Source organism: Bradyrhizobium guangdongense (assembly GCF_006483445.1).
Classification (GTDB): Bacteria; Pseudomonadota; Alphaproteobacteria; order Rhizobiales; family Xanthobacteraceae; genus Bradyrhizobium; species Bradyrhizobium guangdongense_A.
Genome location: NZ_PPPT01000163.1, coordinates 1 through 25197, shown reverse-complemented (window position 1 = coordinate 25197; position 25197 = coordinate 1). Strand labels below are relative to the sequence as shown.

Annotated in this window: 12 protein-coding genes and 1 pseudogene; 4 read left to right on the top strand and 9 right to left on the bottom strand. The window is 65.2% G+C overall.

The annotated features are described in order from the left end of the window. The 3 genes from C2U70_RS23130 to C2U70_RS23120 all read right to left on the bottom strand — a co-directional run. On the bottom strand, positions 1-12531 hold a 12531-nt coding region (locus C2U70_RS23130; protein ID WP_140980724.1), incomplete at its 3' end, for a cadherin-like domain-containing protein. Positions 12532-13041: 510 nt separating this feature from the next. Continuing rightward, positions 13042-13668, bottom strand: coding sequence for an alpha/beta hydrolase (locus C2U70_RS23125; protein ID WP_140980723.1), 627 nt, complete (start codon positions 13666-13668; stop codon positions 13042-13044). After that, a complete protein-coding gene (locus C2U70_RS23120) occupies positions 13665-14603 on the bottom strand; it encodes a ring-cleaving dioxygenase (protein ID WP_140980722.1) in 939 nt (312 codons plus the stop codon). Before C2U70_RS23120 ends, C2U70_RS23125 begins: the two co-directional genes overlap by 4 nt. A 125-nt stretch (positions 14604-14728) precedes the next feature. Here C2U70_RS23120 and C2U70_RS23115 point away from each other — a divergent pair, with 125 nt between their 5' ends. Beyond that, complete coding sequence (locus C2U70_RS23115; RefSeq protein ID WP_140980721.1) at positions 14729-15625, top strand: LysR family transcriptional regulator; 897 nt, start codon at positions 14729-14731, stop codon at positions 15623-15625. 91 nt (positions 15626-15716) lie between these two features. Here C2U70_RS23115 and C2U70_RS23110 read toward each other — a convergent pair whose 3' ends face one another. The 6 genes from C2U70_RS23110 to C2U70_RS23085 form a co-directional block, all read right to left on the bottom strand. Then, positions 15717-16943, bottom strand: a complete 1227-nt coding sequence (locus tag C2U70_RS23110) for a Zn-dependent hydrolase (protein ID WP_140980720.1) — start codon at positions 16941-16943, stop codon at positions 15717-15719. After that, positions 16936-17721, bottom strand: coding sequence for an ABC transporter ATP-binding protein (locus tag C2U70_RS23105; protein WP_186294419.1), 786 nt, complete (start codon positions 17719-17721; stop codon positions 16936-16938). The genes C2U70_RS23110 and C2U70_RS23105 overlap by 8 nt, the downstream gene beginning before the upstream one ends. Next, positions 17718-18491: an ABC transporter permease gene (locus C2U70_RS23100; RefSeq protein ID WP_140980725.1), complete on the bottom strand. Its 774-nt coding sequence runs from the start codon at positions 18489-18491 to the stop codon at positions 17718-17720. The genes C2U70_RS23105 and C2U70_RS23100 overlap by 4 nt, the downstream gene beginning before the upstream one ends. A gap of 81 nt (positions 18492-18572) precedes the next feature. After that, entirely contained in the window at positions 18573-19517 is a 945-nt protein-coding gene (locus tag C2U70_RS23095) for an ABC transporter substrate-binding protein (protein ID WP_140980718.1), read from the bottom strand. Positions 19518-19623: 106 nt separating this feature from the next. Then, positions 19624-20361 (bottom strand): histidine utilization repressor, encoded by a 738-nt coding sequence (gene hutC / locus C2U70_RS23090; protein WP_140980717.1) that lies wholly within the window; start codon positions 20359-20361, stop codon positions 19624-19626. Next, positions 20358-21716 (bottom strand): formimidoylglutamate deiminase, encoded by a 1359-nt coding sequence (locus C2U70_RS23085; RefSeq protein ID WP_140980716.1) that lies wholly within the window; start codon positions 21714-21716, stop codon positions 20358-20360. The genes hutC and C2U70_RS23085 overlap by 4 nt, the downstream gene beginning before the upstream one ends. 83 nt (positions 21717-21799) lie before the next feature. Between C2U70_RS23085 and hutI the strand changes: the two genes are divergently transcribed. The 3 genes and pseudogenes from hutI to C2U70_RS23070 all read left to right on the top strand — a co-directional run. Then, complete coding sequence (gene hutI / locus C2U70_RS23080) at positions 21800-23014, top strand: imidazolonepropionase (protein ID WP_140980715.1); 1215 nt, start codon at positions 21800-21802, stop codon at positions 23012-23014. Further along, positions 23011-24588, top strand: coding sequence for a histidine ammonia-lyase (gene hutH / locus C2U70_RS23075; protein WP_140980714.1), 1578 nt, complete (start codon positions 23011-23013; stop codon positions 24586-24588). The genes hutI and hutH overlap by 4 nt, the downstream gene beginning before the upstream one ends. Continuing rightward, positions 24585-25197 (top strand): annotated as a pseudogene (locus C2U70_RS23070) (urocanate hydratase); the annotation flags it as partial. The gene hutH and the pseudogene C2U70_RS23070, both read left to right, overlap by 4 nt.

Sequence of the window (25197 nt, the reverse complement as noted above, 5' to 3'; positions counted from 1 at the left end):
GCCGCCCCCACCGGCGGGCAGGATGAAGTCGTTGGCACGGAGGCTATTGATGGACGTGTTCTTCAGAAGGATCGTATCGACGTCGGGTCCGTTCACGTCGAGATCGATCAGCAGGTCGCCGTTCGCCTGCTGCGTCGCGTGATCCTGCAGCCACGCGGTGAAGCTCGCGGGGTTGCTGGCGTCGAACGCGGCGTAGTCGAGCTGGATGTGATCGGTGTCGGTGATGAAATCCTGGAGGATGTCGTGGCCGATGCCGCCGGAGAACTCCCGGAACACGAAGGTGTCGTTGCCGCCGTTGCCGGTCAGCATGTTGTCGTTGGCATCGCCGGCGAGGATGTCGTTGAACTGCGAGCCCATCAGGTTCGCGATGTGGGACAGCTTGTCGGTTCCTGCGCCGCCGGTGTCTTGCGGGCCGGTGATGGCGAGATCGACGGTCACGCCTGATGGGGCGTGCTCGTAGCTGGCGGTGTCGCTGCCGCCGGGTTTGCCGTTCAGATTGTCGTCGCCGGGGCCGCCTTCCAGAATGCTGTTGCCGTTTCCGGCCAGCGTGTCGTCGTAGCTCGAGCCGCGCAGGCCCTCGATGTTGATGAGCTGGTCGAACATCCCCGTGGCGACCTGCTGCATATCCGACGAGTTGAGATTGACGTTCACCTGTGTCGGCGCGTGCTCATAGCTCGCGGTATCGGTGCCGCCGCTGCCGCCGTCCAGGACGTTGTGGCCCGCGCCGCCTTCCAGCGTGTTGTTGTTGCCGTCGCCGGTGAGGGCGTCGTCGTAGGAGGTGCCGCGCAGATTCTCGATCGAGATGTAGATGTCGCCGGCCGCAGAGCCGGTATTGCCGGCGGGATTCGACAGGCTCGCAGTGACGCCGGCGGTCGCAGCGGCATAGCTGACCGTGTCGCTGCCGGGATCGCCGGGGCCGAAGGCGCCGCCCATGCCGTTGAAGATATCGGCATGCTTGCCGCTGACGAACACGTCTACGCCGTCATGCGGCGCACCGTCGTGGTCGTCGGAGCCGCGGCTGCCGACATAGCTGAAGATCGGCGAGGTCAGGAGCGAGTTGAGCATCGCCTTGCCGAAATTGCTGGTCTCCGTAATCGGGCTCTTGGCCTGGTTGATCGCGTTGAACAGCGTGGCGGCGTCGGCGCCCCAGCCATTGGAATTCGCCAGCACATGGTCCTGGCCGGTCTGGCTCGGATCGGTGCTGTCGAGGATGTCGATCTCGTTGATCGTGCCGCCCGTGGGCTGATGCGTGTCCGGATTATAGGTGAAGCCGGTGCCGATCATCTCGAAGGTGATGCCCTTGGCGGCATCGACCAGGAAGATGTGGTCGGCGGTCGAGGCCGAACTTGCAATCGCGCTGGCGATCAGGTCGGTCGAGACGGTGCTGAAGTCGTAGCCGTCGGAGGCCTGCACCGTGACGGCCACGGAGGGCGGTGTCGCGGCTGCCGCGGTGCTGACCCCGCCGGTGAAGGAGAGCTGGTCGATCTGGAAGTTCCAGGTCCCCGGGCCGTCCGTGTTCACGTTGTAGACGCTGACGAGATTGTTGCCGTTGACCAGGAACGAGCTGTCGACGCTGAGCACGGTGACCGAGTTCTGCGCGTCGGGCGCCTGGGTCAGGAAACCGACCGCATGGCCGTTGACGAAGACCTGGTCGACCTCGCCATTCGGCGTGCCGGTAGCGGGTAGCTCGACGTCGTTGGCGTGCAGCGTGAGTGCGACGTTCTTGAGCGTACCGGAATTCGGCAATGTGAGCGTGAACGTATCCTGGTGGCTGGCGGTCCAGGCCGAGCGGACGCTGATATTTCCGGCGGGTGTGCTGGAGCCCTGGCGCGCCACGTCGTCGGGCACGATCAGCGAGGAGAAGCCTGATGTGGCCGACTGGAACTGGGCCGAGACCACCGTGTAGTTCCAGCCCGTGGTGGAATTCGCATTGGCGACCTGGATCAGATTGTCGCCCTCGATCAGGAGGGCCGGATCGATGGTGAAGATGCTGGTTGAATCCGCGCCATCGGCGACCTGGCTGAGTTGTCCCAGCGCGTGCCCGTTGAGGAAGACGTTATCGATCTCGGGAGTGGCGCCGTTCTCGACGTCGTTGGCGACGATGGTCAGGACGCCGGATGCGGCGGCGCTCAGGTGCATGTGGAACGAGACCGGCGAACTCGCCGTATGCTCGCTGCGGACGCCGAGGCCGCCTTCGCTCGACATCTCGCTGACGAAGCCCGGGGGACCAGCGAAGATGAACTCGCTCGCCACGAGATTGCCGGGCGCCGTGTTGGCGAGCGTGATCGAATTGCCCGGGCTGAACGTGATGACGGTGTCGGGGCCGTTGGTGGTGGCGAGCGCAAGCACATCCGCGAGGCTGTAGACGCCGGGCACGCCGCGCAGATCGATCCTGTCCCCATCGCCGGGGTTGAGATCCGTAACGCGGTCGGCGCCGCCGCCGGCCGCATAGACGAAGATGTCGGAACCGGTGCCACCGGTCAGCGTATCGTTGCCGGCACGGCCATCGAGGATGTCGTTGCCACCGCGGCCATCGAGGACGTTGTTGCCGCTGTTGCCGGTGAGGATGTCGTTGAATTCGCCGCCGGTGATCGACCTGACGCCGCTGATGAAGGTGTCGTGCCCGATCGAGGCGTCGCCATCGGCCGTGCCGCTGCCATTGACGTCCAGCGTCACCACCACGCCTGATGTGGCGTGATAATAGGCGACGCGGGTGTTGCCGTTGCCGGTGACGGTGTCGTTGCCGGCTTCGCCCTCGAACTCGTTGAAGGCACGGTCGGTGCCGCTGATCGTGATGAAGCTGGCGTTTCCTGCGTTCGGGTTGTCTATGGTCGCGACCGTCGTGAAGCCGCTCGCGTCATAGACATCGTCAAAACCGGTGCCGCGGATTGCTTCGACGGAGAGCAGGGTGTCGGTCCCCGTCGTCGGCCCGCCCGTGACGATGCCCTTGGCGAGCTGGATGTTGATCCCGGTGTCGTCGAAAGCGCCGATGTAGACGGCGCGATCGAAGCCGCCGCCGCCGTCGATCAGATCGTTGCCGCCGAGGCCCTCGAAATTCTCCGTCGAGCCGCTCGGATTGCTCGCGCCATGGAAGACATCGTTGAAGAACGAGCCGCGGGCCCAGTTCACGCCGGAGAGGGTGTCGTGCCCGACCGAGGCATCGCCATCCGCGAATCCGGTCGAGCCGGAGGCCGCATTGGTCCAGCCGGTGAAGGTGACGGTGACCGCCGATGTCGCGTGATAGTAGGACACGCGGGTCTGGCCGTTGCCGTAGATCTGATCGTCGCCGCCACGGCCCTCGAACTCGTTGAACAGGCCGAGCGTGTTGCTGGTGACGGTGCTGCCGGAATTGGTGCTGGCTGCGCTGAAGCCGCCGGGATTGGTCGGCGTCGCCCCGGCATTGTAGAGATCGGCAAAGTCGCTGCCGGTGACGAGTTCGATCGACTTCAGCGTGTCGGTTCCGGTCGCCGCGCCAGTGACGACGCCGTCCGCGAGCTGGACGTTGACGGCTGCGCTGGCGTTTCCGTAGTAGGCGCGATCGTAGCCAAAGCCGCCTTCAAAGGTGTCGTCGCCGCCATTGCCGGTGAAGATGTCGTTCAGGTTCGAGGCGCCGAACCCGTCCGGCCCGGCATTGCCGTTGAAATTGAACGTCCAGGTTCGCGTCAAGGTCTCGATCACGCTCTGGTCGCCATGGGCGGCTGCACTGACCGCGTTCATCCACTCGGGCGCGGGCACATAGAGATCGAAGCGCGAGAATCCCGGCTGCGGTGGCGTGCCGTGGCCGGTCTCGACGATGGCCGTGATGATGCCGCCGGTCAGGTGCATGTCGCTGCCGGAGCCGGCATAGGTGAAGTCGGTGCCGGTGAAGGTGAAGTCGCGGTTGGCGTCCTGGTTCTCGATCTTGAAGGTCTTATCGGTCGCGCCGTCGGCGATGGTCCCGAGGCCCATCGCCGTGATCGGATTGTCCTGGTCGAAATCGAAGCCGCCGGCCGTTTGCACCGAGAGCTGGGCATCGACGATGGTGGCGCCGATCATTGTCGGAGCGGTCGTGATGGTGCCGTCGGACAGCATCGCCGTGAACCCGGCGCCGCCGACATAGGTCGTATCGTCGCTGACGAAGAAGACGGCGCGGGCGTTGACCTCGGCCTGCGTGAAGCTCGTGATCGCAGACCCGGTCAATGAATAGGCGAGGTGGCCGTGCTGGGTCCCGGTGACGGTGTAGACGAGCTGCTCGGGCGTGTTGTCGGCATCGACGGCAACGAGGTCGGCCGTCGAGGTGCCCGCCGCGAGGCCCCTGAGCGCCACGCCGCCCCCCTTCACGGTCAGCACAGCGAAATCGCCCGTGATCGAAGGCGGTGAGTCCGGCGGGGCCGGCGCGACCGGCGGCGAAGCGGCACTTGCAACGCTCTCGGCATTGCCTTGGCCGTCGGTGTAGTGCACGACCACGTCGATGCTGTGGCCGACGTCATCGTTGGTCAGCGTGTAGCTGCTGCCGGTCTGAAGGGCGATATCGACGCCGTCGCGCTGCCATTGATAGGCGAGCGTGCCAAGGCCGTCGGCATCGGCCAGCGTGGATGTGTTTGCCGTCAGCACGTCCGGCGCCTGGAACGTGCCGTCGATGGTCACCGCGCCGGTTGGCGGATCATTGACCGGCGCAAGCGTCAGATCGGCCGTGGAGCTCGACGTCAGCGTGCCGTCTGAGGCCGTGTAGTCGAAGCTGACCGGGCCGTTGTAGTCGGCGGCTGGCGTATAGGTCCAGGTGCCGTCGTCATGGGGAACGAGCGTGCCGCCGCCGCTCGCCACCGAAAGCGCCGTGATCGACAGCGGGAAGGGCCCGTCGACATCGCTCACGCCGGCAAGGAGATCCGAGGCGTGGATGATGTACGGCGTGTCCTCGGCACCGGCAGCGAGTGTGACCGGGCTCGCGGATGGCGCGTCGTCGACGGCTGCCAGCGTCAGGCTGGCCGTGGAGCTCGACGTCAGCGTGCCGTCGGAGGCCGTATAGCTGAAGCTGACGGGACCGTTGTAGTTGGCGGCCGGTGCGTAAGTCCAGGTGCCGTCGTGATTGTCGGTGAGCGTGCCGCCGCCGCTCACGACGCCGAGCGCGCTGACGGACAGTGGGAATGGGCCGTCGCTGTCGGTGACGCCGGCAAGCAGGTCTGCGGCGTGCACCGTATAGACCGTGTCCTCCGTACCGCCGGCCAGCGACACGGCGGAGGCGACCGGCGCATGGTCGCCGGTTTCGTTGAGCGTGACCGTGATGGTCTGATGGACGGTCTTGTCGCCGTCGGAGATGACGACGTCGAAGGTCTCGGTCTTGGTATGGCCCGCAAGGGCCTCGAGCGCATCGCGGGCGGCTGTGGTATCGGCTGTGTAGGTCCAGGTGAATTGTCCTGTCCCGGTTGCAGCGGTATCCGCGACCTTCGTGAAGTGCAACGTGCCAAGCGCAGCGCCGGCGCCGGTGTATGTCACGCTCTGGATGGAATGAACGTCGTTCGGTTCGACGTCCGAAAAGTTGATGGTGCCGTTCGTCGTTACCGTCGGCGGGCCGACCTCGCCGTTGCGTACGTCGAACTCGTCCACGCCGTTGACATGGGTATTGCCCTCGGTCGCCGGCAGCGCCAGCAGCGCCGAGACGTTGCCGGAGGCCGAAAGCTCGAAATAGTGAGTGCCGTCGCCTGCCGAATAGCCGGCGCGCGCGGCCTGACCGCCACTGACGTCACCGGTGGTCCAGTGGATGTCCGCGTAGCGATAGACAATGTCGAAATTGCCGCCACCTTCGTTCACCAGCACGACCTGGAACGAATTGAGCGCATTGGTGTGCTGGCTATAGTAGCCGACATGGTCCCAGGTGATGGTCATGACGCCATCGACCGTGTCGAGGTCGTAGTAGACGTGCCCGGCGCCCCGCGTATCCACGTCGGCCCAGAATGGCGCGATGATGGGGTTGCCGATGCCGGCGTTGATCACGCTCGGCGTGAAGGTCGAGTTCGGCCCGTTGAAGGTGATATTGCCGTTGTTGTTGACGTAGAGCGACGTGTAGCTGTGGCCGAAGAAATTGATGCCCGCGCTGCCGAACACGGAGGTGATGTTGATCGCGCCGGACGAGTTGTCGTCGCCTGCGGGGAGTGCCAGCGTGCCGTAGCCGACATGTCCGTTCAGACCGCTGATCAGGCCCGGAGCGGCGTTCAGGATCGCTTCGGCGCCCGGCGTGTGACTGCCGCCGCTGCCGTTGAGGATGGGGACCCCGACAGTTCCGAGGATCACGGAGCCGGATGCAATCGTCGGCGCATCATTGACGGGCGCGAGTGTCAAGCTCGCGGTCGAACTCGAGGTCAGTGAGCCGTCGGAGGCGGTGTAGTCGAAGCTGACCGGGCCGTTGTAGTTCGCGGCCGGTGTGTAGGTCCAGGTGCCGTCGTCATTGTGGGCGACGCTGCCGCCGCCGCTCGCCACCGAGAGTGCGGTGATGGACAGCGGGGACGGCCCGTCGATATCGGTGACGCCGCCAAGCAGGTCGGAGGCGTTGATGACGTAGGGCGTATCCTCGGTGCCGGCGGTGAGTGTCACCGGGGTCGCAGCAGGCGCATCGTTGACGGGGGCGAGTGTCAGGCTCGCGGTCGAGCTCGAGGTCAGTGAGCCGTCGGAGGCAGTGTAGTCGAAGCTGACCGGGCCGTTGTAGTTCGCGGCCGGTGTGTAGGTCCAGGTGCCGTCGTCATTGTGGGCAACGCTGCCGCCGCCGCTCGCCACCGAGAGTGCGGTGATGGACAGGGGGGGTGGCCCGTCGACATCGGTGACGCCGCCACGCAGGTCGGAGGCGTTGATGACGTAGGGCGTATCCTCGGTGCCGGCAGCGAGCGTCACCGGGTTCGCGGCAGGCGCATCGTTGACGGGGGCGAGTGTGAGGCTCGCGGTCGAGCTCGAGGTCAGTGAGCCGTCGGAGGCGGTGTAGTCGAAGCTGACCGGGCCGTTGTAGTTCGCGGCCGGTGTGTAGGTCCAGGTGCCGTCGTCATTGTGGGCGACGCTGCCGCCGCCGCTCGCCACCGAGAGTGCAGTGATGGACAGCGGGAACGGCCCGTCGATGTCTGTGACACCGGCAAGCAGGTCGGAGGCGTTGATGACGTAGGGTGTATCCTCGGTGCCGGCGGTGAGTGTCACCGGGGTCGCGGCAGGCGCATCGTTGACGGGGGCGAGTGTGAGGCTCGCGGTCGAGCTCGAGGTCAGCGAGCCGTCGGAGGCGGTGTAGTCGAAGCTGACGGGGCCGTTGTAGTTGGCGGCCGGCGTATAGGTCCAGGTTCCGTCGTCATGTGGGACGAGACTGCCGCCACCACTGGCGACGGTCAGTGCCGTGATCGATAGCGGGAGCGGTCCGTCGATATCGGCCACGCCGGCCAGCAGGTCCGACGCATGGATCGTGTAAGCCGTGTCCTCGGTTCCAGCGGACAGCGAAACCGGACTTGCCTCCGGCGCGTCGTCGACCGCCGCGAGAGTCAGGCTCGCGGTCGAGCTCGAGGTCAGCGATCCGTCGGAGGCGGTATAGTCGAAGCTGACCGGGCCGTTGTAGTTGGCGGCCGGCGTATAGGTCCAGGTTCCATCGTCATGTGGGACGAGACTGCCGCCGCCGCTGGCAATGCTCAGCGCCGTGATCGATAGGGGGAATGGCCCATCCACATCCGTCACGCCGCCAAGCAAATCCGACGCATGGATCGTGTAAGCGGTGTCCTCGCTGCCATCCGCGAGCGTCACCGAGCTGGCCTCCGGCGCGTCGTTCACCGCCGCGAGAGTGAGGCTTGCGGTCGAGCTCGACGTCAGCGTGCCATCTGAGGCCGTGTAGTCGAAGCTGACCGGGCCGTTGTAGTTGGCGGCCGGCGTATAGGTCCAGGTGCCGTCGTCATGGGGAACGAGCGTGCCGCCGCCGCTCGCCACCGACAGTGCCGTGATCGACAGCGGGAAGGGCCCGTCGACGTCGGTCACGCCTGCAAGCAGCGCGGAGGCGTGAATGGTGTAGGCGGTGTCTTCGGTGCCCGCGATCAGCGTCACCGGAATGGCGACGGGCGCGTCGTCAACCGCAGCGAGGCTCAGGCTTGCGGTGGAGCTCGCGGTGAGCGTTCCGTCCGTGGCCGTGTAGTTGAAGCTGACGGGGCCGTTGTAGTCGGTGGCCGGCGTGTAGGTCCAGGTGCCGTCATGATGGTCGGTCAGCGTGCCGCCGCCGCCGGCGACGCTGAGCGCGGAGATCGAGAGCGGCGACGGGCCGTCGCTGTCGGTGACGCCGGCGAGCAGATCGGAGGCATGGATCGTGTAGGCCGTATCCTCGGTGCCGGCGGCCAGCGCCACGGCGGAGGCGACCGGTGCGTGGTCGCCGATTTCGTTGAGCGTGACTGTGATGGTCTGATGCACGGTCTTGTCGCCGTCGGTGATGACGACGTCAAAGGTCTCGATCTTGCTGTGGTCGGGCAGGGCGTCGAGCGCCGCGCGCGCGGCTGTGGTGTCAGCGGTGTAGGTCCAGGTGAACTGCCCGGTCGCGCCGCCCGTCGAGTCCGTCACCTTCGTGAAGTGCAGCGTCCCGAGCGCATCGCCCGGGCCGGTATAGGTCACGCTCTGGATCGAATGGGTGTCGTTGGGATCGACGTCGGCAAAGTTGATCGTGCCATTGGTGGTCACCGCCGGCGGACCGACCTCGCCATTGCGAACGTCGAACTCGTCGACGCCGTTGACATGGGTATTGCCCTCGGTCGCGGGCAGCGCCAGCAGCGCCGAGACGTTGCCGGAGGCGGGAAGCTCGAAATAATGCGTGCCGTCGCCGGCCGAATAGCCGGCACGGGCGGCCTGGCCGCCGCTGACGTCGCCGGTGGTCCACTGGATGTCGGCATAGCGGTAGACGATGTCGAAATTGCCGCCGCCCTCGTTGACCAGCACGACCTGGAACGAATTCAGCCGGTCGGTATGCCCGGCGTAGTAGCCGACATGGTCCCAGGTGATGGTCATCACGCCGTCGACCGTGTCGAGATCGTAATAGACGTGCCCGGCGCCGCGCGTGTCCACGTCGGCCCAGAACGGCGCAATGATCGGATTGCCGGTGCCGGCATTGATCACGTTCGCCGTGAACGTCGAGTTCGGCCCGTTGAAGGTGATGTTGCCGTTGTTGTTGACGTAGAGCGAGGTGTAGCTGTGGCCGAAGAAGTTGATGCCGGCTGAGCCGAACACCGAAGTGATGTCGATCGCATTGGACGAGTTGTCGTCGCCCGCGGGGAGCGCCAGCGTGCCGTAGCCGGAATGGCCGTTCAGTCCGCTGATCAGCCCGGAGCCGGCATTGAGGATCGCGTCCGCGCCGGGCGTATGACTGCCGGCGCCGCCTGTGGTCACGGGAACGTCGACCGCCCCGGTGACGACGGAGCCGCCGGCAATCGTCGGCGCGTCGTTGACCGGCGCGAGATTCAGGCTCGCCGTCGCGCTGGAGACCAGCGTGCCGTCCGAGGCCGTATAGTTGAAGCTGACCGCGCCGTTGTAATTGGCCGCCGGCGTGTAGGTCCAGGTGCCGTCGTCATTGTGGACGAGGCTGCCGCCGCCGCTGGCGATGCTGAGCGCCGTAATCGACAGCGGGAACGGTCCGTCCGGATCGCTCACACCGGCGAGAAGATCGGATGGATTGATCGTGTAGGCCGTATCCTCGGCGCCTGGCGCGAGCGTGACCGGGCCCGCAACCGGCGGCTGGTCGACGGCGGAGATATTGAGGCTCGCGATCGAGCTCGCGCTCAGCGTTCCGTCTGATGCCGTGTAGTTGAAGCTGACGGGGCCGCTATAGTTCTCCGCCGGCGTGTAGGTCCAGGTGCCGTCGTCATTGTGGACGAGGCTGCCGCCGCCGCTCGCGATGCCGAGAGCGGTGATGGTGAGCGGGAACGGCCCGTCGATATCGGTGACGCCGGCCAGCAGGGTTGCGGCCGTGATCGTAACCGGCGTGTTCTCGTCGCTTTGCGTCAAGGTCACCGGATTGGCGATCGGCGCGGCATCGATCGGCGCGATCGTCGGCTGCACGCCGTCATGCACGGTGACGAAGACCGGAATGGTCAGGGTGCCGTTGTCGGCCGACAGGTTGACGTTGAATCGCTGGGTGGCGTCCTCGCCGTAGGAGAGGAAGGCGAAATCGCTCCTGGCCTCGCTGAAGGTCCAGTTGATGTGACCTGAGGAATCGAAGGTCGCCGTGAAGTTCGGCGTCGCGTGGCCAAATACGTCGGTGATGCTTATGCCGACACCGGTGAAATCACCGGTCAGTGTGATGGTGCCGTGCGCAGTCAGAATGTCGGGCGAACTCGCCGTCTCCAGGATGATCGCGCTCTTGCCCGAGGTCGGGTCGGCGACGAAGATCTGGCTGGCGCTGCCGAACGCCACATACTGGCCGCCGGCGCTGATCGCCACGCCGCCATTGCTGGCGGCGGCATTGCCCTCCGACACCAGCTTGTATTGCGGCGCGGACGGGTCGGTGACGTCGACGATATAGATGTCGGCAAACGCGTTGGTGTCGGCGGAGGTGACATGCGCGTCGCTGGTGAAGGCGAGGAAATGCCCGTCGGGACTGAGCACGGGATAGTAGCTGCTGCCTGCCGCATTCGCGGTGTGGAAGACGACGTGGCCGGTGTTGAGGTCGTAGAGATAGACCTCGGAATGGCCGCTCGCATCCGTCGTCGTATAGGCAATCAGATGGCCGTCGGCGCTGACGGAGGCAGCGCTGTTTCCGGCGCCGCTCGCGGTGCTCGCGATCTCTGCGATCGTGCCGGTGGAGGCGTTGAAGGCATAGAGATGGCCGGCGCCGCCGGGCGTCGCAGACTCCGAGCTCCAGAATGTAATGACGTGACCGTCGGCGCTGATCGCGGGCCGCCACAGCGTGACGCCGCCGCCGACGGCCTGCGGCGTGATGGTTCCCTTCAGCGTGCCCTGCAGATCGTAGATCGCGATATTGCCGGCACCCTGCTCGACGACGATGGTACTGCCGTCGCCGCTGACGGCGGCAGCGCCGCCCTGTGCGATCAGGGTCGGCGTGTGATAGTAAGCGGCATCGCTGGGATCGGTGCCGTAGACGAAGATGTAGCTGCTGCCGCCGTTCTGCGAGCCCTGATAGACGATGTAGCGGCCGTCCATGCTGATGGTCGGGGAGCCGTAGATCCAGCCGTCGGCGGGCGAGGCGACCGTCAGCGTGGTCCCCGTCTCGCGGTCGTAGAAATAGATCGCGCCATCGGGATCATAGACCACGTCGCCGCTGGCGCTCATCACGGGGCCGAAATGATCGCCGCCTCCCGAGGTGATCGAGGCGAGGGTCGGCGGGGTCACCACGAAGGGGATCGCGGACGGCGGCTTAACCTGGATCGTGGGCGGAGGATCAGACGAGATCGGCGTGAACGTGGGCGATCCGCCGGAGGGCGCGTTGTTGATCACGACGATCTGCGGCGGCGCCACGTTCCCGTTGCCTTGCGCGATCTGCATCGTCGGTGGATGATATTCGGTACCGGGTGGATTGAGCGGCGGGCTGCCGGCGAATTTGGTCGGCGTGTTCGGGCTGGCATTCTTGTCGCCACCCCCCTTATTCTCGGTGTGTTCCGGCAGGCTTGGATCGATGGCCTTCCATCCCTGGTAGGTGTTCAGGACCTGCTGAAGGACATTCAATTCCAGTGCAATCTGCTGCGGTGTCTTGTTGCTTTCCTGCGCAATAACCTCGAAGGTCGCTGTCGGCGTCAGGGTCAGCGAATTGCCGTTGCTCGTCACCGTGGCGATCAGGATGCCTTGGGTGTTGAACACTTGCACCGCGTGGACTTGGCCATCCTGCTGGTCGACGACGGAGATCGATACCTTGCCATCGACCGAGTTGATGTCGAGGATGACGGCGGTACCGCGAATGCCCATGGTCGCGACCGGAGTCGCAACCTTCATGTCGCCGGTCTTCGCGACCTGACCAGCCACGAAGCTCGCCGCGCCCTGCACCAGCGTCAGCAGCGCACTGTTCGAGGTGCTGGTCGGATCGTAGGTCAGCTCGTTCAGCATGAACCGCGAATTGGCGGACAGGTTGAACGCGCCGCCATCGTTGAGAACGAGACCGAGGGTCGAGCTGCTGCCGGTCTGCACGAGGTCGTTTTGATAGACCGCGTCGCCGTCATTGACGATGATGGACACGCCATTGCGGACGATGCTCGCGCTGCCCGTCATCTTGACGACATGGCCGACCACCTTGCCGGCGGACGATGCCGCGGGATCGCCAGCCTGCGCGTAAGCGGTGTGTCCGGTATAGGCTTCGATCACTCTGGGATCGAGTGGCGCGCCCTCGGGTGAGATCAGCGTCGGATGCTTGTTGCCGGCAAAGTAGTTCGGCACCGTGAATTTGTGATGGTCGTCGGAGATGATGAGATCGCGCCCGGCGCGCGCGTAGTCTCCCGAGAACAGGAGATGCGCGTCTGGAACAATGACGGAATGACCAGCGTCGTGCCCCGAGGATGAAATCTCTGGGTGGGAGGACGACAGGTTGAATGAATCGCCAAAGGCTTTATTCAACGCCGCACCATCAAAAAATTAAAAATACGTAAATATCTACAAGGCCTTTAGATATCATCGGAATGCGCGGGCCGGAAGCACAATGAAATGACGGGAAACATGCTGTAGCGGTGGCGCGGTGCTTTTCCGTCAGGCTCGATCGCGGCCCGCGAAGTAGTTCGACAAGTACAGCCAAGTCTATTGCGAGTAGACCCTGCCCAGCTTTTCGGCGTCCCTGTAATTTGCAGGTTTTCCCGATCCGTGCAGGCGCGATCATCTGTCATTCGACACTCCGGAGCGTAAGTTCTTACCGCTCCGCGGGTTGGGCCGGCGTCAGGCCAAGCAACGCCGCGACGCTGCAGCGTTGAATCCGCGCGCGTTCACCAAGGCAAAATAAGTGGGTTCCGCACGACAAATACTCGTCGTCAGCGACAATGACGCAATGCGCGCAGCACGCACTGGTTGGTCGTGACGCGCGGCTGTAACCAGAAGCGGCGCATCGTCGTCAAACGACGCGCCACCTTGAGTTGATTACGCGGCGCGCGCGTTGATGCCGCCGAGCCAACCGCGCGACAGCGTCACGTCGGCCTGCGAGAGCTGGTGGCCGATCGGCAGGATTTTTTGGTCGACATCGGCACCTGCATCGGACAGCAGCGCGGCGAGCTTTGCCGAATTGTGCGCTGGCACGATCGGGTCGGCCTGTCCCGACAGCAGCAGCACCTGTTTGCCATCGAGCTTTGCCCGCGGCGGATTCGACAGCGGCACCATGGCGCGCAGCAGGATCGCACCCGCGAGCGCATCCGGCTGCATCAGCAGAAGTGCTGCTGCGATGTTGGCGCCGTTGGAGAAGCCGACGGCGATCGGCGCTGCGATGCCGTAGCGCTCCCGCGCGCTTGCGATGAAGTCACCGAGCTCCAGCGCGCGCCTGCGCACGTCGTCTTCGTCGAAGACGCCTTCCGCAAGCCGGCGAAAGAAGCGCGGCATGCCGTGCTCGAGCACGCGGCCGCGCGGCGAGAGCAGCGCTGAGCCGGGCGAGATCATGCCGCCGAGCGGCAACAGATCGTTCTCGTCGCCGCCGGTGCCGTGCAGCAGCAGCAAGGGCGGTGCTCCGGGCCTGCTCGCAGGCTCGAAGCGATAGATGAAAGACGTCTCGGTCATGACGCGGTCTCTTCCAGATTGGGCAGGACGCCTTCGATCTGCTTGCGGTGCGGCTCCAGGAAGCCCGGCAGCTTCAAATCGCGGCCGAGCGTGGCCACGGGCTCGTCCACGGCAAAGCCTGGAATATCCGTTGCGATCTCGAACAGCACGCCGCCGGGCTCGCGAAAATAGATCGAGCGAAAATAGTTGCGGTCGCGCTGCTCGGTCGGATGCAGACCGTGCCTGTCGACGAGCTTCTGTGCCATGGCGCCCTGTTCGGCGTCGTCGGCCGCACGGAAGGCGATGTGATGGACGGAGCCGCCGCCCTGATGTCCGCGCAAAAAGCCCTTGGCCTCGTAAATGTCGACGACACTGCCTTCGACATCGCCCGGCGCCCTGAAGCGGATCACGTTGCCTTCGCGCGCGATCTCCTTGAAGCCGAGCACGTCGGTAAGGATCGCGCCCGTCTTCGCGGCATTGTCGAGCAGCAGCGTCACACCGTGAAAGCCGCGGATCGCGTGCTCGGCCGGCACGTCGCCATTGCTCCAGGCCGGCTCGTTCTCGGCACCGGCCACGCCGACGAGTGCCAGCGCCATGCCATCGGGATCGGTGAACGGCAGCACGGATTCGCCAAAGCGCTTTTCGAGCGCCTCGTAAGCGACGCCCTTTTCGATGAAGCGCTGGGTCCAGTAGCCGAGCGAGCGCTGCGGCACGCGAAACGCCGTCTGGTGCGTCTCGCCAACGCCGCGCCGTCCTTGCGGCACGCCAGCCCAGGGGAAGAAGGTCAAAATCGTGCCGGGGCGGCCGGTCTCGTCGCCATAATAGAAATGGTAGGTCGCGGGGTCGTCGAAATTGACGGTCTTCTTGACGAAGCGCAGCCCGAGATCGCGCGTGTAGAAGCCAAAATTACGGATCGGATCGCCGGCGATCGCGGTGACATGGTGAAGTCCTGACATCTCATCCTCCAAAGCCTGGGGAGCAGTTTCGCTCTCGCAGGAAATATCGTGCAGCTTTGTTTTGGCGACAATCCATGCTTTTATGACGGATATGTCTACGATTTGGAAACAATCAGGACGCCGGGGTGGATAAGGTCGCGAGCCTGCGGGCCTTCGTCAAAGTGGTCGACAGCGGCAGCTTTGCCGAGGCGGGCCGGCAATTGCGGCTCTCGCGCTCGGCGATCTCGAAATACATCGCCGATCTCGAGGAGAGCCTCGGCGTCCAACTGCTCAACCGCACCACGCGGCACGCGAGCCCGACCGAGAGCGGCCAGCAATATTACGAGCGCGCGCTGGTCATTCTCGGCGAGATCGAGGCGGCCGATCACGCTGTGACGCAATCGCAATCGGCGCCGCGGGGGCTGTTGCGCGTGAACGCGCCGATGTCGTTCGGCACGATGCGGCTCGGACCCGTGCTCGCCGATTTCATGACGAAATATCCGGAGCTACAGGTTCAGCTCGTGCTCAGCGACGATCTGCTCGATCCCGTGCAGGACCGCTTTGACGTGACGCTGCGGATTGCCGAGCTGGAGTCATCGAGCCTCATCGCACGAAAAATCATGCCGATCGAGCGGCTGATCTGCGCCTCGCCGGATTATCTCAAGCGGCACGGCACGCCCGCCCACCCTCAGGACCTGCGCACGCATGTCGCGCTGACCTACGGTTTTCTACTCACAGGCAATCAGTGGAAGCTGACCGGCAGCGACGGTGTGCACTGGATCCAGCCCACCTGGTCGCTCTGCGTCAACAACGCGGAGGTGCTGCGCGACGTCGCGATCAAGGGCAGGGGATTGGCGCTGCTGCCGACCTTCATCGCGGAGGACGCGCTGAAGCGCGGCGAGCTGCGGCCGGTGTTGAAGAACTTCGCGGCGCCGCCGCTGGCGCTCTACGCCGTCTATCCGCCAACGCGGCATCTCTCTGTCAAGGTACGCCTGTTCATCGATTTCCTGGTCGAGCGGTTCGGACGCGACGCCAGTCCGTAGCCCGGATGGAGCGCAGCGTAATCCGGGACATCGGGCGGAAAGGACCCGGATTACGCTGCGCTCCATCCGGGCTACGCCGAGCGAGCGGAATCTATCCCGCCAGAATCCGCCGGCAGGCATCGACGAAAACCCGTGCGCCGGTGACGATGTCGGCATCATCGGTGTTCTCGGTCCAGTGATGACTGATGCCGCCGATCGAGGGCACGAACAGCATCCCTGAGGGCATCACGGTCGCGAGCATTTGCGCATCATGGCCGGCGCCGCTCGGCATGCGCAGAGATCGGCCGCCGGCCAGCGCCTTGCTTGCGGCTTCGATCGCGTCCTGAATGCCCGGGTTCATCATGGCGGGCGCGCCGGTGCGGATCTTCTCCACGGTGACGGTGCAGGGGCCCTTCGCACTGGCCTCGGCCGCCATCGTTCGCAGCAACTCCTCCAGCCGCGCGATGACGGCCGGATTGTCGTCGCGGATCTGGAACAGCATCTCCGCGCCGCCGGGTATGATGCTCGGCGCGCCGGGATCGAGCGTAATGCGGCCGGTGGTCCAGACCGTGCGGGTACCGCATGCGCTGGGGAAGCGCTGGTCGATCGCTACGCAGAATTTGGCTAGTGCCAGGCCGGCATCCTTGCGCACGGCCATGCGCGTGGTGCCGGCATGGTTCTGCTCACCGATGAAATTGATTCTGTATTGCCAGATGCCGACGATGGAGGTCACGACGCCGATCGCGAGCTTGCCGCTTTCGAGCGTGTCGCCCTGCTCGATATGTGCCTCCAGATATCCGACGTGCCGTCCCGGCTCGACCGCGATGCGCGCGCGTCCCGAAAGACCCATCTCAGCGAGGGCATCGCGCATGGTGCGACCATTGGTTCGGTCGCGCGCGGCGTCGATCTCGGCCTCCGTCACCTGACCGACATAGGAGCGTGAGCCCAGGAAGCTGCCGAAATGGCCTTCCTCGTCGCACCAGGAGGCGACTTCGACCGCGCCTTTGAGTGTGGGGTCGGCATTGAGCACGCGTGCGGCCTCGAGCGCGTAGACGACGCCAAGCGGGCCATCGAGCCAGCCGGCATAGTTCTGGCTTTCGAGATGGGAGCCGGCGAGCAGTTTCGGCCCTGCCTTGGCGCTGGTTCCGAAGACGTTGCCGATGCCGTCGATCGTGGCGGACAGGCCGGCCTCTGGCAGTTTCCGTACCAGCCAATCCAGGGACTGCTTGTGCGGTTCGGAAAATGTCGGCTTGTGCACGCCGGTCTTGTAGGTGCCGATCGCGCGCAACGCGTTGAGATCGGCAAGTACGCGTGCGCCATCGAAACGATCGTCAGGCATGGGCAGCGACCTTCAAAGCCTCGGTGCGGATTTCCTCGACCAGCCGCTCCTTCAGTGCGGTGAATTCCGGCGTGGTCTTGATCTTGTAGGAGCGCGGGTGCGGCAGGTCGATCGGAATGTCGGCCTTGATGCGGCCGGGACGCGCGCTCATCACGACGACGCGGCTGCCGAGGAAGATCGCTTCCTCGATGTCGTGGGTGACGAACAGAACGGTCTTCTGGTCGCGCTCCCAGATGCCGAGCAGCATCTCTTGCATCAGCGCGCGGGTCTGGTTGTCGAGCGCGCCGAAGGGCTCGTCGAGCAAAAGTATCTTGGGATCATTGGCGAGCGCGCGTGCAATCGCCGTGCGTTGCTGCATGCCGCCGGAGAGCTGCTTTGGCCAGTGGTTCTCGAAGCCGGTGAGGCCGACCTGCCTGATCAGGGCATCCGCAACCTTGTAGCGCTCGGCTTGCGCGACGCCGCGCTCGCGCAGGCCAAAGGCGATGTTCTCGCGCACGGTGAGCCAGGGAAACAGCGTGTAGGACTGGAACACCATGCCGCGATCGGCGCCGGGGCCGGTGACCTCTCGCCCGTCGAGCGTGACGCGCCCGCTGGTCGGACGGTCGAGGCCGGCAACGATGCGCAGCAGCGTGGATTTTCCGCAGCCGGAGGGGCCGAGGATCGTGACAAAATCGTTGTCGCCGACATCGAGATTGGTCGGCTCCAGCGCGCGGGTCGGTGCATGACCGCCGCGGGCAGGGAAGGTGCGGGAGACCTGGTCGATCCTGAGCTTCGTCATGCGAGCTTCCACGGGAACAGCCAGGCGTTGAACGCCTTGAACAGGAAGTCCGAGATCAGGCCGATCAACCCGATCACGATGATGCCAAAGATGATCTGCCCGGTGTTGAGCAGCGCCTGGCTATCGGTGATCATGTGGCCGATGCCGGACGATGAGCCGATCAGCTCGGCGACGATGACATACGTCCACGCCCAGCCGAGCACGAGGCGAAGGATCTCGGCAATCTCAGGCGCGGAGGAGGGCAGCAGCACGCGGCGGATGATGCCGCCATCGCTCGCCCCTAACGTATAGGCGGCTTCGACCAGGTCGCGTCGCGTGCTGCCGACGGTGACGGCGATCATCAAGATGATCTGGAACACCGAGCCGATAAAGATGACGAGCAGCTTTTGCAGCTCGCCGATGCCGGCCCACAGGATCAGCAGCGGAATGAAGGCGGAGGCGGGCAGGTAGCGCGCAAACGACACGAACGGTTCGAGGAAGGCCTCGATCGGCTTGTAGGCGCCCATCAGCACGCCGATAGGCACCGCGATGATCGCGGCGAGTACAAAGCCGCCGACCACGCGCCAGATCGTCATGCCGATGTCGTAGAGGAAGCCGTGCTTGGTCAGAAGCTCAAAGCCCTCCTGCACCATGGTGAGGGGATTGGCGAGAAACGTCTTTGAGACGTAGCCGCCGAACGTCGCCCATGACCAGAGGAGGACGAATAGAATGAAGAATGCGAGGCCATAGGCCGCGCGTTGCTTCGATGTCACGGGATCCAGGGGGCGTATCACAGGAGAGGTTTCCGGACGTGGATCGATCGCGCAGGCCCCGCTTCACGCATGTGAAGCGGGGCCAAAGCGCAGTTGGCGTTACTTGATGAAGCTGGCGTCGTAGAGGTCTTCGACCTTCGGCGCTGCCTTGATGATGCCGATCTCGAGCAGGAGGTCGGCAGCTTCCTTGTTGAAGGTCAGGAAGTCGCTGGCAAAGAACTTCTGGTTGGCGGCCTTGTCCTGCCAGCGCAGGTATTTTGCCGAGTTGCCGAACTGCTCGCCGGTCTGCTTCACGTCGGCGCCCATGATCTCGTAGGCCTTGGCCTGGTCCTTCGCGATCATGTCGAGCGCTTCAAAGTAGCTGTTGGCAAGCGCCTGCGCGGCCTTCGGGTTCTCGCTCAGGAATTTCGGCGTGCAGCCAAAGGTGTCCATCACCATGGGATAGTCGAGCGTGGTGGCGATGATCTTGCCCTTGTCGGGCGCAGCGCGCACCGTCGACAGATACGGCTCATAGGTCATCGCGGCGTCGTTCTGGCCGGAGACGAAAGCCTGTGCGGCAGCGGCCGGTTCGAGGTTCACGACGGTGACGTCCTTCACCGTGAGCCCGTTCTTCTTGAGCATCCAGGCGAGCGCGAAATAGGGCGAGGTGCCCGGTGCGGACGCTGCGACCGTCTTGCCCTTCAGGTCCTTGATCGCGGCAACGTCGTTGCGCACGGCCATGCCGTCGGCGCCAAAACTCTTGTCGAGCTGAAAGATCTGCTTCGTGGCAACGCCATTGGCGTTCCAGGAAATCCAGGTTTCAACCGTCGTCGCCGCACACTGAATGTCGCCGGACGCGATGGCGAGGTGGCGGTCCTTCTGCGGGATCTTCTTGATGGTGACGTCGAGCCCGTTCTTCTTGAAGATGCCGGCCTGGTTCGCCAGCGTCAGCGGCGCAAAGCCGGTCCATCCGGAGATGCCGATGCCGACCTTGACGTCGTCGGCGAGCGCCGGGGCGGATACGCCGAGTGCAATGATTGTCGCAACGATTTTTGAACTACGCATGATGATGGTCCTCTTGCCGAACTGTGGTTTGCCGTCCTGTTGGTCTGTTCACTTCGATGCCAGCGAACGTCTGTGCCGCTGTTGCATATTTTGTGCCGTGCGCATCTCAGCCTCCCTTGAAGCGCGCGGTGAGCCGATGGGACTCGCCGGGATAGAGCAGGCGCACCGCGGTGATCGTGCGCGCGCTACGCCAGGTATGGCGGTCGACCACGAGGCACGGCGCACCGACGGGAATGTCGAGCGATGCCGCGATGTCGTCGTCTGCGACGATAGCGCTGATCGTGTGCTCGGCCTCGGTCCATGGGACATGATGAAGCAGCCAGGTGCCGGGCGGCTCGGCCGCAAAATCGGCCTTGGCCGCGTCCGGCACGGATTCGAGATCGATCAGCCGGTCCTCGACGGCGAAGGGCACATTGTCCGCGCTGTGGCGGCAGGCGATTGCAATCACCTTGCCGGCCTTGCGCACGCCGAGACGTTCGCGGTCGGCGGCGGTGGCCGCGCGGCGGGTGCAGCGGATCAGCTCGTAACCGTAGGCGCGCCCGAGCGCAGTGATCTCGGCGCGGATGTCGGCGATCTTGAGCACGGCGGAGAGATGCTGCGGACGGCGCACGAAGGAGCCCGCGCGCCGCCGCCGCTCGATGAGATCGGCCTGTGCGAGCTCCGACAACGCCTTGTTCACGGTCATGCGCGAGCAGCCGTAGCGCGCCATCAACTGATGCTCGAAGGGAATGCGATGACCCGGCGGCCATTCGCCGGTGAGGATGCGGCTTTCGATGTCCTGCTTGATACGCTTGTGCAGCGTCGGCTTGTCGGCGGCCTTGTCGCGATCGAGGGTGAGGCTCATGCCAGGAGCCTCCGCACCGTCGTTGCGAAGTTCTCGCGTGCCTTATCGCGCAGCCGGTGCCGTCCGCCTTCGACGAGCTTTTCCCCGCTCGCCCAGACGCAGTCGATCGCGCCGGCCTGAGTGCCAAAGATCCAGCCGTCGAGCACGGCATCGCCCCGGCGTCCGGCAAGCGAGGGATGGTTGGTGTCGAGCGTGACGATGTCGGCGCGCGCGCCAACCGCGAGCCCCGAGATCGGCTGTGCAAGCGCCTGGGCGCCGCCCGCGAGCGCACCATCGAGCAGCGCGCGGCCGGTCGAAATGCCAGCGCCGCCAGACAGCACGTTGCGTTCGCGATGCTTTAGCCGTTGACCATATTCGAGTTGGCGCAGCTCGTCGGCGACGCCGACAATCACATTGGAATCGGTACCGACCCCAAACTTGCCTCCGGCGGTCACGAACTCGCGCGCAGGAAAGATGCCGTCGCCGAGACTGCCTTCGGTGATGGGGCAGAGGCCTGCAACGGCGCCCGTTTCGGCGAAAGCCGTGACTTCGGCTGATGTCGTGTGGGTCGCGTGAATGAGGCACCAGCGCTGATCGACCGGCGCGTGGCCAAGCAGCCATTCCACGGGACGCTGGCCCGACCAGGCGAGGCAATCCTCTACTTCCCGGGTCTGTTCGGCCGCATGGATGTGGACCGGGCCACCCTCGGCGAGGGGAATGATGGAGGTGAGCTCGCCAGGTGCCACGGCGCGCAGGCTGTGCGGCGCGATGCCGATATTGGCGCCGGGCAACTTGCGGATCGCCTTGCGTGAAGCTGCCATCAGCTTGGCGAACTGATCGACCGAGCAGATGAAGCGGCGTTGGCCGGCATGTGGCGGCGCGCCACCGAAGGAGCCGTGCGCATAGAAACTCGGCAGCAGGGTGAGTCCGATGCCGCTGGCCGTGGCGGCTTGCGCGATGCGCGTCGCCATCTCGGCAATGTCGGAATAGGGCCGGCCGTCGTGGTCGTGATGCAGGTAATGGAATTCGCCGACGCGGGTAAAACCCTGCTCGAGCATCTCGGTATAGAGCAGCGTCGCGACGCTTGCGACATCGTCGGGCGTCATGTCGAGCGCAAAACGGTACATGGTGTCGCGCCAGGTCCAGAACGTATCGGCGCTGTCGCCACGTGTTTCCGCTAATCCCGCCATGCCGCGCTGGAAAGCGTGACTATGCAGGCTCGCGATGCCGGGAACGGCCAGCGCATGCCGTTCGTCGCCGCTCTCCGGCGGCGTGCCGGGTATGACACTGACGATCGTTCCGTCCGCGACCTCCAGCCGCACGTCGTCGGCCCATCCCTGGGGCAGCAGCGCGGATGTGAAATGCAGGCGCGTCATGTGTCAGCCGGCTGGACAGAACCTCGCCACGATTATATGTCTAGACATATAAGTCAAGCTTCCGGCACGTCAGGGAAGGCCGCATGGCACAGCGCTTCGATCGGATCTGGCACAATGCCCGGCTCGCGTTGATGCGGCAGGACGCGGCCGATCTCGGCACGGTCGAGGACGGCGTGATCGCGGCCCGCGACGGCCGCATCGTCTTTGCCGGTCCCCGCGCCGACTTTGCGTCGGATGCTGACGCGGCGGAGCGCATCGATTGCGCGGGGCGGTGGATCACGCCTGGGCTGGTCGATTGCCACACCCACCTCGTCTATGGCGGCAACCGCGCGCATGAGTTCGAGCTGCGTCTGAAGGGCGCGAGCTACGAGGAGATCGCGCGCGCCGGCGGCGGCATCGTCTCGACGGTGGCCGCAACGCGCAAGGCGAGCGAGGCCGAGCTTGTCGCAGGCGCACTGCCGCGGCTCAATGCCCTGATCGCCGAAGGTGTCACGACGATCGAGATCAAGTCCGGCTATGGCCTCGATACCGAGACCGAGATGCGCCAGCTCGCAGCCGCGCGCGCGCTCGGGCGAGATCGGAAGGTGACGGTCAAGACCTCGTTCCTCGGCGCGCATGCGCTGCCGACGGAGGCTGGAGGCGACAAGGACCGCTATATCGATCTGGTGTGCAAGGAGATGCTGCCCGCGGTCGCAAAGGCCGGCCTTGCCGACGCCGTCGACGCCTTCATGGAAGGCATTGCCTTTTCGGGCGAGCAGACCGCGCTCGTGTTTGAGGCGGGAAGGGCGCTCGGCCTGCCGGTCAAGCTGCACGCCGATCAGCTTTCGAATCTCGGCGGCGCCGCACTCGCCGCGAAATTCTCCGCGCTGTCGGCCGATCATCTCGAGCATACCGATGCCGCCGGCGCCGCGGCGATGGCGAAGGCTGGCACCGTCGCGGTGCTGCTGCCCGGTGCCTTCTATTTCATCCGCGAGACGCAGAAGCCGCCGGTCGAGTTGTTTCGTGAGCATGGCGTCCACACGGCGCTCGCGACCGATTGCAATCCCGGCTCGTCGCCCATCACCTCGCTGCTGCTCGCCATGAACATGGGCGCGACGCTGTTCCGCATGACCGTTGCCGAATGCCTTGCCGGCGTGACACGGGAAGGCGCGCGTGCGCTCGGCGTGCTGGCCGAAACCGGCACGCTGGAGCCAGGCAAATGGTGCGATCTCGCAATCTGGGACATCGAGCGTCCCGCCGAGCTCGTCTACCGCATCGGCTTCAACCCGCTGCATGCACGGGTGTGGAGGGGACAATGAACGCTGCGGACGCGCCGATCGTCGTTGTGCCCGGAAAGGTCGGGCTCGACGATCTCGCGCGCGTGCTGGCAGGCAGCTCCGTCGAGCTCGATCCGGCCTTCTGGCCGCGCGTCGAGGCCGCCGCGCAAATCGTCGCGAAGGCGGCGCGCGCCGATGTTCCCGTCTATGGCATCAACACCGGCTTTGGAAAGCTGGCCTCGAAGCGCATCGCACCCGACCAGACCGCGGCTCTCCAGCGCAATCTCATCGTCTCGCATTGCTGCGGCGTGGGGGCGCCCACGCCCGAGCCGATTGTCCGCCTGATGATGGCGCTGAAGATCATCTCGCTCGGGCGAGGCGCATCCGGCGTGCGTCGTGAGGTGATCGAACAGTTGCAGGCGATGCTTGCGCGAAATGTTTGTCCGCTAGTGCCGCAGCAGGGTTCGGTCGGCGCTTCCGGCGATCTTGCGCCGCTGGCGCATATGACGGCCGTGATGATCGGGGAGGGGCAGGCGCTCGTTGATGGCAAGGCGGTACCTGGCGGAGAGGCGTTGAGTGGCGCGGGCCTCACGCCGTTGACGCTGGGCCCGAAGGAAGGTCTTGCACTTATTAACGGCACGCAATTCTCGACCGCCTACGCCATCGCGGGCGTGCTGCGCGCGCATCATCTGGCCTGCGCGGCGCTGGTGACCGGGGCGTTGTCAGTCGATGCGGCCATGGCGTCGACAGCGCCGTTTCGCCCCGAAATTCACGCGCTGCGCGGGCATGCCGGGCAGGCTGCGGCAGGCAGCGCGCTGATGGCTCTGCTTGACGGCAGCGATATCAGGCAGTCGCATCTCGAAGGCGACGAGCGCGTGCAGGATCCCTATTGCCTGCGCTGCCAGCCGCAGGTTGCTGGCGCCGCACTCGACCTGATCACGCAGGCCGCGCGCACGCTGAGGACGGAGGCCAATGCCGTCACCGACAATCCGCTGGTGCTGGTCGAGACCGGCGAGATCGTCTCCGGCGGAAACTTCCATGCCGAACCGGTCGCGTTCGCCGCCGACCAGATCGCGCTGGCACTCTCGGAGATCGGGGCGATCAGCGAACGCCGCATCGCGACGCTGGTCGACCCCGCGCTCAATTTCGGGCTGCCGCCGTTCCTCACGCCCGAGCCCGGCCTCAACTCAGGTTTCATGATTGCCGAGGTCACCGCCGCTGCGCTGTTCGCCGAGAACAAGCAGCGCGCGTCGGCCTGCTCGATCGACTCGACACCCACAAGCGCCAACCAGGAAGACCACGTCTCCATGGCTGCGCACGCTGCGCGGCGCCTCTCCGACATGTCCGACAATCTCGCCACCATCCTCGGCATCGAACTGCTGGTCGCCGCGCAAGGCATCACGCTGCGTGCGCCGCATGCGACCAGCGCGCCGCTCACCGCCGTCATTGCCAAACTGCGCGAGCAGGTGCCCGCGTTGGGCGCCGATCGCTACATGGCTGGCGACATCACAAAAGCCGCCGCGCTGGTCGATGCCGGCGCGCTGCCAGCCGCGGCGCTGTCCGCATCACAAAACAATCCGTTTCCGAGACTTGCCGAAGAGGGTGCTTCATCATGAGCCGCCGACTGGACAATGACCGTACGATCCGTGCCCCCCGCGGCAGCGAGATCAGCGCCAAGAGCTGGCTGACCGAAGCGCCGCTGCGGATGCTCATGAACAATCTCGACGCCGAGGTCGCGGAACGCCCGAGCGAGCTCGTCGTTTATGGCGGCATCGGCCGCGCCGCGCGCGACTGGGAGAGTTTTGACCGCATCGTCGCCTCCTTGCGCAAGCTCGAGGGCGACCAGACGCTGCTGGTGCAGTCCGGCAAGCCCGTTGGCATTTTCCGCACGCATGCGGATGCGCCGCGCGTGCTGATCGCGAATTCCAACATCGTGCCGCATTGGGCGACGCTCGATCATTTCAACGAGCTCGACCGGCAAGGCCTGATGATGTTCGGCCAGATGACCGCGGGTTCCTGGATCTATATCGGCAGCCAGGGCATCGTGCAGGGCACCTACGAAACCTTCGTCGAAGTCGGCCGGCGCCATTATGGCGGCAGCCTCGCCGGCAAATGGATTTTGACCGCCGGCCTCGGCGGCATGGGCGGCGCGCAGCCGCTGGCCGCGACCATGGCGGGTGCCTCGATGCTTGCCGTCGAATGCCAGCCTCGCCGGACATTCGAAA

Bases quoted from the DNA above. Each gene is read 5' to 3' on its own strand.
- hutI (WP_140980715.1), top strand. From the start codon at position 21,800: ATGGCACAGCGCTTCGATCGGATCTGGCACAATGCCCGGCTCGCGTTG.
- hutH (WP_140980714.1), top strand. From the start codon at position 23,011: ATGAACGCTGCGGACGCGCCGATCGTCGTTGTGCCCGGAAAGGTCGGG.
- hutC (WP_140980717.1), bottom strand. From the start codon at position 20,361: ATGAGCCTCACCCTCGATCGCGACAAGGCCGCCGACAAGCCGACGCTG.
- C2U70_RS23105 (WP_186294419.1), bottom strand. From the start codon at position 17,721: ATGACGAAGCTCAGGATCGACCAGGTCTCCCGCACCTTCCCTGCCCGC.
- C2U70_RS23125 (WP_140980723.1), bottom strand. From the start codon at position 13,668: ATGACCGAGACGTCTTTCATCTATCGCTTCGAGCCTGCGAGCAGGCCC.
- C2U70_RS23095 (WP_140980718.1), bottom strand. From the start codon at position 19,517: ATGCGTAGTTCAAAAATCGTTGCGACAATCATTGCACTCGGCGTATCC.
- C2U70_RS23120 (WP_140980722.1), bottom strand. From the start codon at position 14,603: ATGTCAGGACTTCACCATGTCACCGCGATCGCCGGCGATCCGATCCGT.
- C2U70_RS23110 (WP_140980720.1), bottom strand. From the start codon at position 16,943: ATGCCTGACGATCGTTTCGATGGCGCACGCGTACTTGCCGATCTCAAC.
- C2U70_RS23085 (WP_140980716.1), bottom strand. From the start codon at position 21,716: ATGACGCGCCTGCATTTCACATCCGCGCTGCTGCCCCAGGGATGGGCC.